Source organism: Niallia sp. RD1 (assembly GCF_024219955.1).
Taxonomy (GTDB): Bacteria; Bacillota; Bacilli; order Bacillales; family Cytobacillaceae; genus Niallia; species Niallia alba.
The window spans coordinates 3,523,083-3,539,101 of the sequence record NZ_CP100420.1 but is presented as its reverse complement, the minus strand read 5'-3'; the positions used below and the strand labels follow the sequence as shown (position 1 = coordinate 3,539,101).

15 protein-coding genes are annotated in these 16,019 nt (G+C 35.5%); all 15 read right to left on the bottom strand.

Features of this window, described 5'->3' with window-relative positions:
• Positions 1-10 precede the first annotated feature (10 nt).
• Complete coding sequence (locus NKG37_RS16745; RefSeq protein ID WP_169188377.1) at positions 11-607, bottom strand: MotE family protein; 597 nt, start codon at positions 605-607, stop codon at positions 11-13.
• Positions 608-1,060, bottom strand: a complete 453-nt coding sequence (fliJ, locus tag NKG37_RS16740) for a flagellar export protein FliJ (protein ID WP_169188376.1) — start codon at positions 1,058-1,060, stop codon at positions 608-610.
• A gap of 3 nt (positions 1,061-1,063) precedes the next feature.
• Entirely contained in the window at positions 1,064-2,380 is a 1,317-nt protein-coding gene (fliI, locus tag NKG37_RS16735) for a flagellar protein export ATPase FliI (protein ID WP_169188375.1), read from the bottom strand.
• Positions 2,377-3,141 carry a flagellar assembly protein FliH gene (fliH, locus tag NKG37_RS16730; protein ID WP_169188374.1) on the bottom strand — a complete coding sequence of 255 codons (765 nt, stop codon included), beginning with the start codon at positions 3,139-3,141 and terminating at the stop codon, positions 2,377-2,379. The genes fliI and fliH overlap by 4 nt, the downstream gene beginning before the upstream one ends.
• On the bottom strand, positions 3,134-4,150 hold the full coding sequence (gene fliG, locus NKG37_RS16725; RefSeq protein ID WP_016201120.1) for a flagellar motor switch protein FliG: 1,017 nt from the start codon (positions 4,148-4,150) through the stop codon (positions 3,134-3,136). Before fliG ends, fliH begins: the two co-directional genes overlap by 8 nt.
• 13 nt (positions 4,151-4,163) lie before the next feature.
• Positions 4,164-5,747 carry a flagellar basal-body MS-ring/collar protein FliF gene (fliF, locus tag NKG37_RS16720; protein WP_016201119.1) on the bottom strand — a complete coding sequence of 528 codons (1,584 nt, stop codon included), beginning with the start codon at positions 5,745-5,747 and terminating at the stop codon, positions 4,164-4,166.
• 162 nt (positions 5,748-5,909) lie between these two features.
• Positions 5,910-6,221, bottom strand: coding sequence for a flagellar hook-basal body complex protein FliE (fliE, locus tag NKG37_RS16715; RefSeq protein WP_016201118.1), 312 nt, complete (start codon positions 6,219-6,221; stop codon positions 5,910-5,912).
• A 20-nt stretch (positions 6,222-6,241) separates the two neighbouring features.
• Positions 6,242-6,694, bottom strand: a complete 453-nt coding sequence (gene flgC, locus NKG37_RS16710) for a flagellar basal body rod protein FlgC (RefSeq protein ID WP_016201117.1) — start codon at positions 6,692-6,694, stop codon at positions 6,242-6,244.
• Between the two features lie 2 nt (positions 6,695-6,696).
• A complete protein-coding gene (gene flgB, locus NKG37_RS16705) occupies positions 6,697-7,080 on the bottom strand; it encodes a flagellar basal body rod protein FlgB (protein ID WP_016201116.1) in 384 nt (127 codons plus the stop codon).
• A 718-nt stretch (positions 7,081-7,798) separates the two neighbouring features.
• Positions 7,799-8,581, bottom strand: a complete 783-nt coding sequence (gene codY / locus NKG37_RS16700; protein ID WP_047939996.1) for a GTP-sensing pleiotropic transcriptional regulator CodY — start codon at positions 8,579-8,581, stop codon at positions 7,799-7,801.
• 96 nt (positions 8,582-8,677) lie between these two features.
• Positions 8,678-10,087 carry an ATP-dependent protease ATPase subunit HslU gene (hslU, locus tag NKG37_RS16695; RefSeq protein WP_169188373.1) on the bottom strand — a complete coding sequence of 470 codons (1,410 nt, stop codon included), beginning with the start codon at positions 10,085-10,087 and terminating at the stop codon, positions 8,678-8,680.
• A 15-nt stretch (positions 10,088-10,102) separates the two neighbouring features.
• Positions 10,103-10,645, bottom strand: coding sequence for an ATP-dependent protease subunit HslV (hslV, locus tag NKG37_RS16690; protein WP_016201113.1), 543 nt, complete (start codon positions 10,643-10,645; stop codon positions 10,103-10,105).
• A 33-nt stretch (positions 10,646-10,678) separates the two neighbouring features.
• Positions 10,679-11,581 (bottom strand): tyrosine recombinase XerC, encoded by a 903-nt coding sequence (gene xerC, locus NKG37_RS16685; RefSeq protein ID WP_016201112.1) that lies wholly within the window; start codon positions 11,579-11,581, stop codon positions 10,679-10,681.
• A gap of 820 nt (positions 11,582-12,401) precedes the next feature.
• Complete coding sequence (topA, locus tag NKG37_RS16680; RefSeq protein ID WP_254414978.1) at positions 12,402-14,477, bottom strand: type I DNA topoisomerase; 2,076 nt, start codon at positions 14,475-14,477, stop codon at positions 12,402-12,404.
• 424 nt (positions 14,478-14,901) lie between these two features.
• Positions 14,902-15,771 (bottom strand): DNA-processing protein DprA, encoded by an 870-nt coding sequence (gene dprA, locus NKG37_RS16675; RefSeq protein ID WP_016201110.1) that lies wholly within the window; start codon positions 15,769-15,771, stop codon positions 14,902-14,904.
• Positions 15,772-16,019 lie beyond the last annotated feature (248 nt).

Genomic DNA, 16,019 nt, shown 5'->3' with positions numbered 1-16,019 from the left:
TGTTTGCCCTTTATGGGTTTACTGTAGCTTTATCTGATAATAGCTCTGTATATTTAGATGCAACAGCTGGTTCCATTTTCTCTAATATCGATGCAAGTTTTGCTGGCTTTAGCTCTGCCAAAATTTTCAATGCTTCATTTTCACTCATCTCAGATAAAATTGCTGCAGCATTTTTGGGAGACATGGTATCATATGTTTTCACAATCTCTGCAAGAGCTTTTTTTGTTTCCGCTTGAGCAGATTGGAGAGAATTTAATTCACTTTGTAACTTTTCCTTATCTGAATTGGCAGATTGAACTCTATTTTCACTATTTTCCAATTGTGTTTCTAGCGTCTTTATTAGATCATCTCGTTCTTTTAGCTTAGTTTGTAAAGAACTAATCGTATTTTTATTGTTCTCAAGCAGTTTATCCGTTGTTCTTTTTTCTTCATTGAGAAAAGGAATAGCATTTAACACCTCTTTTCCTTTCTCTGCAACATCTGCACCCGAAGCTATAAGCAATAGCACAACAACGATCAATGCAAAAGTAGTTGGTATCACGATAATCATAAGAAAACGCTGGAAAAAGTTAAATGATTTCTTTTTTTCTTCCCACGAATTTTCCATTTATCCACCTGCCTTCTCTTGTTGCATATATTGTTGAAGCGAAATATCATCCATTTGTTTTGCTTCTTCTAATTTCTCTAATGCTACAAAATTGGAGTGATCTTTTTCCTTTATTTTCACAAACTTCTTCACTTCAATATTCTTCTCTAACATTTTTTCTTGAAAATACACCATCGAATTACGTGCATTTTGCACCATCTTCTGTGCATGTTCAATCGTTTTCGTTAAATTACCTACAAATTGTTGATGATGCCTAATTTCTTGAACAGATAAACCAGTAGTCATTTTTTCCGCTTGGTAGGCTTCTAAATCTTCTTTTCTCTTTAATAGCTCATATAGTTTTTCAGCAGCTTCTTCAAATCTATTAACAGACAGGTTATATGCAGAGCTTGCTTCTTCTTTTTCTCTTTCTCGAATCGTTAAGATTTTTTCAAATTTAAACTGATAGCTCATCTATTATCCCTCTGTTCCAACTAGAGTTAATAAGGAATGAAGGCTTTCCTCAATGGAGATTTTCTCATCTGTGGCCTGCTTTATATAGGAAAGTATATTTGGATATAACGCAATTGCCATATCAATTTCCTTGGAAGAACCCTTCTTATATGCACCTATATTGATTAAATCTTCCGCATTTATATAGGTACTTAAGAGATCTCGTAGTCGTTCAGCAGCTTTTACATGCTCTTTTGGAACAATGTGATTCATTACACGACTAACGCTTTTTAACACATTAACTGCCGGATATTGACCTTTATTTGCAAGGTTTCTATCTAACACATAGTGACCATCTAAAATACCACGTACTGTATCTGCAATTGGTTCATTCATATCGTCACCATCCACTAGCACTGTGTAAAAAGCTGTTATACTACCATTTTCGTTTGTACCCGTTCTCTCAAGAAGTTTTGGCAATATCGCAAACACTGAAGGCGTATAACCTTTCGTAGTTGGCGGTTCACCAATAGCTAGTCCTACTTCTCTTTGCGCCATTGCAACACGGGTTACAGAATCCATCATTAACATGACATTTAAGCCCTTGTCTCGAAAGTATTCAGCAATGGCAGTTGCTGTATACGCACCCTTTATTCTCATTAAAGCGGGCTGATCAGATGTTGCCACGACCACAATGGACCTTTTCAAACCTTCTGGTCCCAGGTCTCGTTCAATAAATTCACGTACTTCTCTTCCACGTTCTCCAATTAATGCAATAACATTTAAATCTGCTTTTGTATTTCTAGCAATCATACCGAGTAATGTACTTTTCCCAACACCACTACCTGCAAAAATACCAATTCTTTGTCCGGTACCCACAGTTAACAGTCCATCAATTAAACGTACACCCACTTCCATCGATTCAGAAATAGGCGGTCTTTTTAAAGGATTAGGAGGCTCTTGATCAATCGGAACGGACTTTAATCCTTTTGGCAAAGGTGATCCATCTAATGGCATTCCTAAGGCATCTATAGCTGTCCCTATCAATGCTGGTCCTACCTTTATTTCTAGTGGTTTAGATGATGCTTCTACTAGGCAGCCAGGTGAAATATCATTTACTGTGGTATATGGCATTAAGATAATATTTTCCCCATTAAATCCGACAACTTCCGCTTTAATAATTCTTTTATGTTTTGTGCCAATATGAATATGGCAAACATCTCCAATAGAGCTTTCTGGTCCCTGTGATTCTATCATTAGTCCAACAACTTTCTTCACACGGCCATATTGCTTATAAGTGTCAATGGATGAAATCGAGCTTATTAACGCTTGTGCCTTCACCCTTCTTCACTCTCCAATACTTCAAGTAACTTCTCTTTTATCATGAATAGTTGGGTATCAATACTTGCATCTAACCGACCATTAGCTGTCTCAATGATACAGCCATTTTCTTCTAGGGATTCATCTGGAAAAACGAATAGGCTAGGCTTTATCGGAAACAACTGCAATAACTCCTCTTTTTCTGCTAGAACTAGTTCATAATAAATAGGAGGAACATGTAGTTGAATCTCTCTCTGTTTTCTTACTTCCTTCAAGGCATTTTGCACAACAGAAAGGAAATTCTGCTCGTCTTCTTTTATTTTGTCGTTTATAATTTTTTCTGCTACTTCAATAGCAAGTTCTAAAATAGTACTTTCTGCGGATTGTAAATACTTTCCGTAATCCATCTTGGAGGCATTTACAGTATCTCTTGCTTGTTGGATATATTGAGATGCTTCGTTATATCCAACATGTTTACCTTCCTCGAATCCTATTTGAAAACCATTCGCTTTAGCTTCTTCTATTAAATTCACTTTTTCGATATCCCAATTTTGTTTTTCACTTGAAAGCTGAACGCGTATCCGTTCAGCTTCCTCTATGGCTTGCATCCTAATCGTTTCTGCTTCTTGATGTGCTATTTCAAGCATTTTGTTATATTCTGCTTGGGTAACCTCTCGAGATTGCTCAAAATTAGGATCAACGGAATCTAGATGTTTAATAGATATGACTTTCTGTTTTGCATGATCTGGAATTGAATATCTTGACTTAATCAACCTAGACAATGATATCATCTCCTCCGCCACGGGCTACCACAATTTCTCCCGCATCTTCAAGACGTCTGATAATCGCAACAATTCTTGATTGTGCTTCTTCTACATCTTTCAAGCGAACTGGTCCCATAAATTCCATTTCTTCCTTAAAGGACTCAGCCATTCTAGTAGACATATTGCTATAAACAATTTCTTTAACTTCATCTCCAGATACTTTAAGAGCAAGCATAAGGTCTTCATTTTCACAATCACGAATAATTCTCTGGATTGCTCTATTATCCAATGTAACAATATCTTCAAAGACAAACATTCTCTTCTTAATCTCTTCTGCTAATTCTGGATCTTGTATTTCAAGTGCGTCTAAAATGGTACGTTCTGTTGCTCTATCGACCCCATTAAGCACTTCAACAACCGCTTCTATTCCACCAGTTTGTGTATAGTCTTGCGTAACTGTGCTTGATAGTTTTCTTTCTAAAATTTGCTCGACTTCATTTATAATTTCTGGAGAAGTACTATCCATTACAGCTATTCTTCTTGCTATGTCTGCTTGAACTTCCTGTGGCAGTTCGGATAGTATTTGTCCAGCCTGTGTTGGATCTAAATAAGACAAGATTAAGGCAATTGTCTGTGGATGTTCATTTTGAATAAAATTTAATATCTGGTTTGGATCTGCTTTTCTAGCAAAATCAAAAGGTCTTACTTGAAGAGAAGAAGTCAATCTATTTAAAATAATCGATGCTTGTTCTGCTCCTAGAGCCTTTTCTAATACTGTTTTTGCATACCCAATCCCACCTTGAGAAATATAATCTTGAGCAAGTGCGATATTATGAAATTCTTCTAATACGTTTTCTTTAGAAGTATTCTCCACTTTTCTAACTCCTGATATTTCTAGTGATAATCGTTCAATTTCTTCCTCACTTAAATGTTTATAAACCGAAGCTGCAACATCAGGACCTAGCGAGATAAGGAGAATGGCCGCTTTCTGTTTCCCAGATAACTCATTTGATTCTTTTCTTGCCATTTAACAACACTCCTTAATCTTCCGTAATCCATGTACGAAGTAATTTTGCAAATTCCTCTGGTTTTTCTTTTGCCATTTTTTCAAGCTGCTTTCTTCTAATTGTTCCTTCTGATTCTTGGTGTTCCTCATTGATATCAGCTACAGGAACAACTGGTTGGATAATTTCTTCTGCTTCTTCTTGTTTTTTCTTTCTCGCTCTCATAAATAAGAAGATTAATAGAATAATAATCGCAAGTAAACTTCCACCTACAGCGTAAACCCACCAAGGAATTGATGTTTGAACTATCTCTGTTGCTTGTTTTTTCCCATTAAACGGTTGAACAGACACAGCAATCTTACTTTGGATATCCTCAGCTGTCAGTTCTCCACCTGTTGATGTTTTATCAATCGATGTTCGAACGATCGTCCCAAGTATATTGGAAATATCATCAATACTTTCCTGCGGTAAGGAAGTAGTATCATTAGCATCAGGTGGCTCCACCATTACTTGGATACCTAAATCACGAATTTTATATGGACTTTCAACAATTTGCTTTTTAATACGATTTACTTCACTATTAACGGTTTGTTCTACTTTTTCATAGTCACCATTCCCAGACCCTGTTTCTGAATTGTACGTTGTTGTATCTGTACCTTCTTCCGCCTGTACAACTCCACCAGCAGCATTTTCACCTGTATATGTTTCCGTGATATTTTGTGCACTTATTTCAATTCCCGCCATATTTTCTTCATCTACTGGCGTAACTAGGTTTTCTTCTCTGTTTTCTTGGGTAAAGTCTATATCAGCAGTTACAGATACAACGACTTTATCTTGCCCCATTAACGTTCCTAGCATTGTTTGTACTTGCCTTTGAATATCACGTTCAATTTGTTTTTTAACATTGTTTTGCGCAGTAAAAGTATCTGTCGCAGAATTATTTGAAGAATTTAAGTCAAAATACTCAAAGTTTTGATTCGTTATGACGATATTATCTGTAGGAAGGTTTGGTACACTTTTGGACACGAGTGTATATAACCCTTTTATTTGATTTTCTGAGAAGTTATAGCCAGGCTTTGTATTTAATACAATGGAAGCTGTAGCTTCTCCACCTTGATCAGAAACAAAAACACTTTCTTCAGGCAAAGTGATAACAACATCAGCGTTATTAATCCCATCAATGCCTTTTATTAAGTTAGCAATTTCTGTCTGTAGGGCATCTAATTTTAAAACATTAAATTCATTATCTGTCATTCCAAAACTTGCATTTTCACTGAAAAAGGAATAGTCTATGCTACCAGACTTCGGTATTCCTTCTGCTGCTAATTCTACTTTTAATGTATCGACTACTTCCTCTGGAACACTAATAACAGTGCCTCCACCAGAAATTTCAGAAGTTATACCTCTACTATCAAGACTCTCTTTAATAGCTCCTGTTTCAGAAGGAGTTAAATTACTATATAGCGGCACAAGCGTTACTCTCGTAAAAAAATAAGCTGCCAATACTCCAACCAGAATAAGCAAAAGTCCGCTACCTGTTATCACAGTCTTTTGCTTTTTAGAACGACTTTGCCAATACTCTTTTAAAGGATTAAATATTTTATTTAGATTCTCTTTCATTCTCTTCCCCCGGCTACCGTAATTTGTTAGGTAAAAACCGCCTATCGTTACTATTACTTGTTTTTAAATCAAGCGCGTGATTGCATGGACACTTGCATTCACGGAGAAGTAAATAAATTCCTACTCGTAAACAAGCAAAAATTTTTGAAAACTGTCTTTATGTTAAACGGACATTCTCATTATTTCTTGATAAGCTTCTACTGCTTTATTGCGAATTTCTAAAGTAGTTTGCATCGTAATACTTGCTTTTTGAGAGGCAATCATCACTTGAGATAAATCGACATTCTCTCCTCTTGCTAACTTATTTGTTAGCACATCTGATTCATTTTGCGCTTGATTAACATTGTTAATCGATTCTTTTAAAAATGAGGCAAAGCTATTTTGTGTATTTGCAACAGATGTCGCTTTACTATTAGCTGTCGTATTTGATAATGGCAATGCAGAAGAAACTGCAGAAAAACTTAATGGTTCCATTTAGATTGCTCCTTTTTGCTTTATTTTCCGATTTCTAATGTTTTCATTAACATACTTTTTGAAGCATTTAATACTGTGACATTGGCTTCATAAGATCTTGAAGCACTCATCAAATCTACCATCTCACGTAATGGATCTACATTCGGCATACGCACATATCCTGTTTCATCCGCCTCTGGATTTTCCGGGTCATAAACCATTTCGAAAGGTGTTTCGTCTTCTACAATCCTCGAAACCTTCACGCCTCCTGCTTGGTTCGATGTATTCCCTCGTGCAGTATTTAAATGAGAAGCAAACGAACCTTCTTGTTCTTGAAAAACAACTTGTTTTCTTTTGTAAGGCTCCCATTCACCATTTACTAGTCTTCCTCTCGTTGTATCAACGTTTGCCATATTAGATGAAATGACATCCATTCTTAGCCTTTGAGCAGTTAAAGCAGAGGCCGTAGTATTGATACTATTAAAAATAGTCATTCTTACTTACCTCCTCTTATTACATTTTCTAGCGAACTAAATTTTCCGCTAATCCGATCAATTAATGCATTGTAATATATTTGGTTTGTTGCTAGATCCGTCATTTCCTTTTCCATATCCACACTATTTCCGCTGTTATTGTATGTCACTCCATTTTTTGTAACAACTGCTGTCGAAGCATTGTTAGTAGCTGAAAAAGGAATATGTTTATTATTTGTTACATTTGCATTCATCGCAGAAGATAACGAATCTTTGAAAGTTACAGTTTTCGCTTTATAATTCGGCGTGTCGACATTTGCAATATTTTGGGCGATAACCTTTTGTTTCTGATTCGAATAATTTATTGCATTTTCTAAGGTAGTAATTGTATTAGAGAAAAGTTTCACTTGCCACACCTCAAGAAATCATATTTGGGAAATTTGTTGAATTTTGTTTTTTAATGACGTTTTTTTTACATGATAGGTTTAATTTTAATTAATTTGTAATAATATGTCCATGGAAAAGAGGAAAATTTTAATAATCCTTTTTACCTATTTTAGTTAACATTCGGTTTAAACCATCTTAATATTGGGTAAAAACAATAATTTCGCGCCAAAACTTGCTACTATTTACATGGTTATTACTTACTAATTTATGAAATATTTATTGGTTATGTGAACTAATATACCTTTTTTAATCTCTGTAATGTAAATGAAAAATAAATGGTAAATACGCAGTTTTTGTCGAATGAAATGTACATATTTTGTCCATTTCTTTTTATAACAAAAAAACTTTTCCATTGCTGGAAAAGTCAGACTATATACAAACTCCTGAATTCTAAAAATAAAAGTTTGTATATAGTATATTTATTGATCCCTTTGAATAGAGATGTTGCTTTCCGCTCCAGGGGTTCGCTTTCCGTGGGACGAGCGCCAAGCCTCCTCATTCCTGCGGGTCTTGGACTTTCTCGCAGCTCCCATAGGAGTCTACGTGTATTCAGGCTGCGGGTGATCACCACAAACCTTCTTTCTTAAAATGAATAAAACCCCAAACAATTGTATGAACTTTTCTTAGCATGTTCATATAATCGTTCGGAGTTATTTGGCTAAAAATACTTATGTCCCATTATTTATTTGTTTTTAGTTTTTCAAGCTCTAATAAAAATTTGTCATTAAGGACTTTGATATACGTACCTTTCATCCCTAAAGAACGAGACTCAATCACACCAGCACTTTCTAGTTTACGTAATGCATTAACAATAACAGATCTTGTTATACCAACACGGTCCGCTATTTTAGAAGCTACTAACAAGCCTTCACTTCCATTTAACTCTTCAAAAATATGTTCAATTGCTTCTAATTCACTATAAGAAAGAGAGCTAATTGCCATTTGTACAACTGCTTTGCTTCTTGCTTCTTCTTCGATTTCTTCTGCTTTTTCACGAAGAATTTCCATTCCAACAACTGTAGCTCCATATTCAGCAAGAATTAAATCATCATCATGGAATTGCTCTTGTAATCTTGCAAGAATAAGTGTTCCAAGTCTTTCGCCACCACCGATAATAGGAACGATTGTTGTAAGACCTTTTGCAAATAATTCTTTATTTTCAACTGGGAAAGCAGTATACTCACTTTCAATTTCCAAGTTACTAGAAGTTGTTTGAATGTTGAACAAGCTGTTTGTATATTCCTCAGGGAATTGGCGATCTTCAAGCATCTTTTTCATACGATCATTTTCTATTTGCTGATTAACAGCAAATCCTAATAATTTCCCTCTTCTGCTTACAACGAAAATATTTGCTTCAATAACATCACTTAGTGTTTCTGACATTTCCTTGAAGTTAACTGGTTTACCAGCAGCTCTTTGTAACATCGCATTTATTTTTCTTGTTTTTGTTAATAAATCCATTTTTATTCCTCCTGTTAACTAAAACCAATACTAGAAATAATCTATGTCTACTTATACCTTTACCATTTCAGGAGTTAAAATTCTGATTGAACTAAATTATAGTATAAATTGACTTAAGTCTTTATTTCTTGAGATGGCTCCTAACTTCTCCTCCACATATGCTGGAGTAATTGTTATCTTTTCCATTGTTATTTCTGGTGCTTCGAAAGACAAATCTTCCAGTAATTTTTCCAGAATAGTATGAAGTCTTCTTGCACCGATATTATCTGTATTTTGATTTACTTCAAAAGCCACTTCAGCTATCTTACGAATAGCTTCGTCAGAAAATTCAATTTCTATACCTTCTGTTTGCAATAGCGCTTGATATTGCTTAATCAATGCATTATCTGGTTCTACAAGAATTCGATAAAAATCATCCACTGTTAATTTCGTAAGTTCCACGCGAATTGGAAATCTACCTTGCAGTTCTGGAATTAAATCAGATGGCTTTGACATATGGAATGCTCCAGCAGCAATAAACAATACATGATCAGTTTTAACAGATCCATATTTTGTAACAACTGTTGAACCTTCCACTACAGGTAAAATATCTCGTTGAACTCCTTCTCGTGAAACATCCGCAGAAGAGCTGCCATTTGACTTGCTGGCAATTTTATCAATTTCATCGATAAATATCATACCCATTTGTTCTGCGCGAACAACCGCTTCTTGTGTAACCTCATCCATATCAATTAGTTTTTGCGCTTCCTCGTTCGTTAAAACAACTCGAGCTTCCCTAACTGTTAATTTTCGTTTTTTCTTTTTTTTCGGCATAAAACTACTTAAAGCATCCTGCATATTCATTCCCATTTGTTCCATACCAGAACCTTGGAGCATGTCAAACATAGAAGGCTGTTGCTCTTCCATTTCTACAGAAACTACTTCCTCTTCTAGTTCCCCGAGGGCAAGCTTTTCTTTTACTATTTTTCTTTTTTCAGACTTACTAGGTTCTTCTACTGTAGACTCTTCCTCATCTGTGTCCACAGCTCCGCCGCCAAAAAGCATTTCCAGAGGATTTTTGTAGTTGGATGTTTTCTTTGCAGTAGTAGGAACTAACAATTCAACAAGACGATTATTTGCTGCAATTTCCGCTCTTTCTTTTACTTGAAACATCTTTTCTTCTTTTACCAAGCGAACAGATGTTTCTACAAGATCTCGGACCATTGATTCCACATCGCGACCAACATACCCTACCTCTGTAAATTTTGTAGCTTCTACCTTAACAAATGGGGCATTGACAATTTTTGCAATTCTTCTTGCAATCTCTGTTTTCCCGACACCAGTAGGACCAATCATCAAAATGTTTTTCGGACTAATTTCATCTCTTAGCTTTTCATCTAGCAAGCCTCTGCGAAAACGGTTTCTTAAAGCGACAGCCACAGCTTTTTTTGCATCCTTTTGTCCTACAATATATTGATCAAGTCGCTCTACAATTTGACGAGGTGTTAAACTAGCACTTTTTTGCATAATAAAAATCCTCCCCTATAATTCTTCCACGATGATATTATTATTTGTATAAACACAAATTTCACCAGCAATCTCTAGAGCCGCTTTCGCAATGTCGTATGCAGAAAGATTATCTCCAGAATAAGTTTTCAACGCTCTACCAGCAGCCAAAGCATAGTTACCGCCAGATCCGATTGCAAGTATACCATCATCTGGTTCAATTACTTCGCCTGTTCCAGATACTAATAAAAGGTCTGTTTCATTCATCACAATCAACATTGCTTCAAGCTTTCTAAGAACTTTATCACTGCGCCAAAGCTTCGCAAGCTCTACTGATGCACGTTGTAAGTTCCCGTTATACTCATCTAATTTCCCTTCAAACAATTCAAAAAGAGTAAAGGCATCCGCAACTGATCCCGCAAATCCTGCAATTACTTTCCCGTTAAAAAGCTTTCTTACCTTACGGGCAGTATGTTTCATCACTACAGCATTCCCTAATGTGACTTGACCATCACCAGACATTGCCGACTTCCCTTTATGTTTTACCGCAAAAATAGTTGTTGCATGAAATTGTGGCATTTCAGACATGTTACTTCCTCCTTATCCAATTGACTATGCCCTAGGGTGATAAGACATATACGTCTTTTTTAAATACTCGTTTGTAACATGAGTATATATTTGCGTTGATGTTAAAAATGCATGACCTAATAATTCTTGTACCGTTCTCATATCTGCACCATTTGCCAACAAATGAGTTGCAAAGGAATGTCTTAATTTATGGGGATGAATTTTTCCTTGTGAGGATGAAGTATTCATCATTTTATTTAAGATATCACGAACTCCGTTATCTGTTAAAATTCCTCCGCGATAATTAACAAACAAATAAGAATGAGTCGAAGCATTCTTCATCAACTTATTCCTACCTGCTTTTATGTACGCTTCAAGAGCATTATGTGCAAAACTGCCAAATGGAACATACCTTTCCTTTTGACCCTTTCCCCTAACTAATACGGTAGAAACACTAAAATCAATATCACTTAATTGAATTTTTGTACATTCCCCAACACGAATGCCAGTGGCATACAATAATTCAAGCAATGCTTTATTTCTTAAACCAAGGGGTGTATTTGTGTCACATGATAAAAAGAGTTGCTGCAATTCTTCCTCGTAGAAAAAATCAGGTAATCTCTTTTCTAGCTTCGGGATCGATACAGCAGAAAACGGATTGTTCTCTACTACTTTTTCCCTAAGCAAAAAACGATAAAAACTTCTCAAACTAGATATTTTTCGCGCAATTGTTTTTCTCGCCAATTGCTCTGAAAAAAGTTCTGTTAAGTATATTCTTACATCAGATGGACTTACGTCTTCTAACTTGTCTATTACTTGATCTTTCATAAAGTGAAAGAATTGATTAATATCTTGCGTATAAAATTCTATTGTATATGGTGAGTAATTTTTTTCAATCTGCAAATAAGTAATAAATGCTTGAACATGATTGTTTAATTCCTGTTTCATAACCCCACCTCACAACGGCTACATCATATTATCATACTTTTTATCTACAATCAATAAATTTACATATTTTTCACAAAGTTCCGAATTGTTCGTGACAATTCTTTCCTTTCCTGTTATTTCTTCTTTTTCCCTCTTGCTCTTATTACTAATCCTATTTAATTGTCATACATTCTAAAGAGGACAAATAACTGTGATTACAAAATGAAATCTTAAACAAAAATGCAAACTATTGTCAATCGTATTTCTTTCCACAAAGTATGTATGATGTTCACTCATAGCATTTTACTATACGAGTGAAAGAATGAAAAGTTTCTACTACAAGAGATTTAATTATTTTTTCGAAGGCTGTTTTCGTAAAGTTTGTTGCGATTACCCGCAGCAATACACTTCACTTTCCGTTGGGCTAAGCTTAAGCCTCCTCACTTCAGCCTCCGGGGTCTCACACTCACACTGTCTCACTAATCCCCGTGGCGTCTTCGTGTATTCCGGCTGCTCCATTTTTCCAACTAATTCTTTTTTCCTGTTGGAAAAACTTTTACTTCCATTATATATAATATTTAGTTGATATAATGAGTGATAAAGTGAACTTCCATCAGTGGGTTTTCTTTCATCCCTCACTGATGGATAGTTGAACCAATCGGACCTTTACAGACAGTTGATCTCCTATCTTCCTCGTATTTCCATAAGCTTTTAGGGAGTCTACTGCCCGTTAAGAGTTGGGATAAACTTTGGTAGTAACGTGACAAGAGAGTGAGCATAACGCTCACCCTCAAAATCTATTTTTATCCTATTCATGTTACTCTTTATAAAGATATACCTGTTAGCTTTGTGGTTCTTCTTTATAATCGCAGTTTACACACTGAACTTGAACACCTTTTTTCAATTTCTTCTCTACTAGCATGCTCTCACACTTAGGACATGGTCTTTGTAGTGGCTTATCCCACGAAATGAAATCACATTCTGGGAATCGGTCACATCCATAAAAAATTCTTCTTTTTTTACTTTTTCTTTCAATAATATTTCCTTCGTGGCACTTCGGACATTTCACACCAATATCCTTCACAATAGCTTTCGTGTTTCTGCAATCTGGGAAATTACTGCACGCCATAAATTTACCATATCGACCCATTTTAAAAACCATTGGATGACCACACTCTTCGCAATCTTCTCCAGCTGGTTCATCTTTAATTTCGATTGTCTGCATTTCTTGTTCTGCTACTTCCAGCCTTTTCTCAAACGTTTTATAAAAGTCATCGATAACCTTTACCCAATTGACCTCCCCTGCCTCAATATTATCTAAATCTTGTTCCATATTTGCAGTGAACTCAATATTTAATATTTCAGGAAAAAATTCTAAAATTAACTCTAAAACAATTTCACCTAATTCTGTAGGGACAAAACGTTTGTTATCAAGAGCAACATAGCCTCTTTTTTGAATGGTATCAAGAGTTGGAGCAAAGGTAGACGGTCTTCCTATCCCTAACTCTTCTAGCGTTCTAACTAATCTCGCTTCCGTATAACGTGGAGGCGGCTGTGTAAAATGCTGCTTTGTATCAATATCTTTATTTAATACCGTATCCCCTTCCTTTAAATCAGGAAGCTGGCGATCTTTTTCATCAACATTATCATCTGTGCCTTCAACATATACTTTCATAAAGCCAGGGAATTTAATTTTTGAGCCATTAGCACGGAAAACAACGTTACCATTGGATAAATCAACACTCATCGTATCCATTACAGCTGGCGCCATTTGACTAGCAATAAATCTTTCCCAAATTAGCTTATATAATCTAAATTGGTCTCGAGATAAGTATTCCTTCATCTTATTTGGTTCGCGAATAATGCTAGTTGGACGTACTGCCTCATGGGCATCTTGAACTTTTGGATTCTTTTTCTCTTTTTTCTTATCTTCTTTCGTATACTCTTTCCCATAATGACTGGTTATATAGTCAAATGCTTCGGTTTGCGCAACTTCTGAAATTCTTGTTGAGTCTGTTCTCATGTAGGTAATCAAACCGACCGTTCCTTCTTTACCAAGATCAATTCCTTCATATAATTGTTGCGCTAGCATCATTGTTTTCTTCGCACGGAAATTTAATTTACGGGCCGCTTCTTGTTGTAGGGAAGAAGTTGTAAACGGAACGGCAGGATTTCTCTTCCGCTCTTTCTTCGTTACTTTATCGACAGTAAATTTATTCCCTTTTAGTTGGCTTGTTATTTTCTTAACATCATTTTCTGAATGAAGCTCGATTTTTTCGCCATTCATACCATAAAAGGATGCTTCAAAATTATTTTTGCTTTTAATAAAACTTCCTTCAATAGACCAGTATTCCTCTGGTATAAACTCTTTAATTTCTTGTTCTCTTTCAATTATAAGACGAACAGCAACAGACTGTACTCTTCCGGCACTAAGTCCTTTTTTTACTTTTTTCCATAATAAAGGGCTTATATTATAACCCACTAATCGGTCTAATATCCTTCTAGCTTGCTGAGAATCTACTAGGTCCATATTAATCGCTCGAGGATGCTTGAATGACTCTTTAATGGCATCTTTCGTTATCTCATTGAATACTACTCGACAATCTGACTCGATATCAACATTCAAACTATTTGCCAAATGCCATGCAATTGCTTCCCCTTCGCGATCCGGGTCAGCCGCTAAGTAGATTTTTTTCGCTTTTTTCGCAGCTGTTTTAAGTTCCTTTAAAACGGGACCTTTTCCACGGATTGTTATGTACTTCGGTTCGAAGTCTTTTTCTATATCAACACCCATCTGACTCTTAGGTAAATCCCTAATATGCCCCATCGATGCTCTCACTTTATATTTTTTTCCTAAATATCGTTCTATTGTCTTTGCTTTCGCTGGTGACTCAACGATTACTAAAAAATCTGACATCCACTGTCCTCCTTAAGAGGGATTTAAATATTCACTATTATTGTATACTATGTTTTGATTTGTCAAACATTCCGATAACTAGCAAACGTTTTCACTCTCTTTATTTACGTAATTTTATCAGTTTAAATATCTATACGTTGCAAAATGTATAACAAATTGCTAAAAATAGCAACACTTTTTTGAAGTTTCATGAAAAAAATCCAAATTTATGGAAAGTTTACGAACACAACAATAAAAAAGCATTAAACTCTCAATAAAAAGATAATTCCCTATATAATTTTATGCTTATAGCGTAACACTTTCCTTTTATATTGAAAACTAATTTAAATTGGGAATCTGTAAAAATAATTATTTTATCTTGACAAATTTGTTATGAAAACTGTTGGTATATAAGAAATACGGTACTTTTTACTTTTTTTCTTACTCACATTAAATGCTTCCATTCTTCGAGTATATCCTTTGCTTCAAGTACTGGCTTTGCGCCTTGTTGGATTAATTCATTGGGACCATCTGAATAGGAGCTAAATATATTGCCTGGCACAGCGAATACATCCCTTCCTTCGTTTACGGCGAAGTTCGCAGTGATTAAGGAGCCGCTTTTTTTCTTGGCCTCTACGATCAATGTTCCATTGCTTAACCCACTAATAATTCGATTTCTCATCGGAAATTGCCACTTTTGAGGTTTTGTTAACGGGGGATATTCAGATAATACTAGATGATGTTTCATCATTTCTCCTGCTAACTCCCTATTTTCTTTCGGATAGATATGAAAAATTCCTCCAGCAATAACGCCGATCGTTTTACCGCCATTTTCGATAGCAAGCTTATGGGCAATCGAATCTACTCCATGCGCAAGACCACTTACAATCACGATTTCTTCCGCTACTAATTCTTTCATAAGCTTTTGAATCACTTTGGTACTATACAGAGTAGCCATACGCGAACCAACAATTGCAAGTTTTTTTTTCGATTGAAGCAAAGAAAGATCTCCTTTCGCATAAAGGACCCAAGGGGGCTGATATATCTCTTTTAGAAATGGAGGGTATAATGGATCAAAAAAAGTGATTACGTGGATGTGATTGTATCGATACTGATTCAATTGCTCTTCCACATGGTTAGAACGGATAGTTTCAACGATTTCCCTCTGCATAGTAGGAGATAATGAGGTTGATATAAAGGAAGGGATATTATCCAACTGAAGAGTAGGATCTACTTTTAGAAGACTATCAATCATTTTCCAACTGATTCCTCGACAATGGTGCAATTTAATTAATGATTCATTTGCTATTTCCATCTTTTCTTCCTTTCGCTTATCTACTTTTCCACAAAAATTCAGCTTAAAATACAGAAAGGAAGGTGAAAAAACACATGTTAAATAAGGAATTATCTTCCTTCATTATAAATAGTTTTTTCAAAAATGCCTAGTATTCATGCGCTCTATCCATTTGTAAATCTGTAGATTGCCTATTCCTTACGCTATCCCCTTGAAAAATCACGAAAAAACCTAGCCTTATTTTGTAAAAACAAGGCTAGATTTGTTTC

Coding starts and splice junctions, on each gene's coding strand:
- NKG37_RS16745 (WP_169188377.1), bottom strand. CDS start 607: ATGGAAAATTCGTGGGAAGAAAAAAAGAAATCATTTAACTTTTTCCAG.
- fliJ (WP_169188376.1), bottom strand. CDS start 1,060: ATGAGCTATCAGTTTAAATTTGAAAAAATCTTAACGATTCGAGAAAGA.
- fliG (WP_016201120.1), bottom strand. CDS start 4,150: ATGGCAAGAAAAGAATCAAATGAGTTATCTGGGAAACAGAAAGCGGCC.
- fliF (WP_016201119.1), bottom strand. CDS start 5,747: ATGAAAGAGAATCTAAATAAAATATTTAATCCTTTAAAAGAGTATTGG.
- fliE (WP_016201118.1), bottom strand. CDS start 6,221: ATGGAACCATTAAGTTTTTCTGCAGTTTCTTCTGCATTGCCATTATCA.
- flgC (WP_016201117.1), bottom strand. CDS start 6,694: ATGACTATTTTTAATAGTATCAATACTACGGCCTCTGCTTTAACTGCT.
- codY (WP_047939996.1), bottom strand. CDS start 8,581: ATGGATTTATTAACAAAAACAAGAAAAATAAATGCGATGTTACAAAGA.
- hslU (WP_169188373.1), bottom strand. CDS start 10,087: ATGCAAAAAAGTGCTAGTTTAACACCTCGTCAAATTGTAGAGCGACTT.
- hslV (WP_016201113.1), bottom strand. CDS start 10,645: ATGCCACAATTTCATGCAACAACTATTTTTGCGGTAAAACATAAAGGG.
- xerC (WP_016201112.1), bottom strand. CDS start 11,581: ATGAAACAGGAATTAAACAATCATGTTCAAGCATTTATTACTTATTTG.
- topA (WP_254414978.1), bottom strand. CDS start 14,477: ATGTCAGATTTTTTAGTAATCGTTGAGTCACCAGCGAAAGCAAAGACA.
- dprA (WP_016201110.1), bottom strand. CDS start 15,771: ATGGAAATAGCAAATGAATCATTAATTAAATTGCACCATTGTCGAGGA.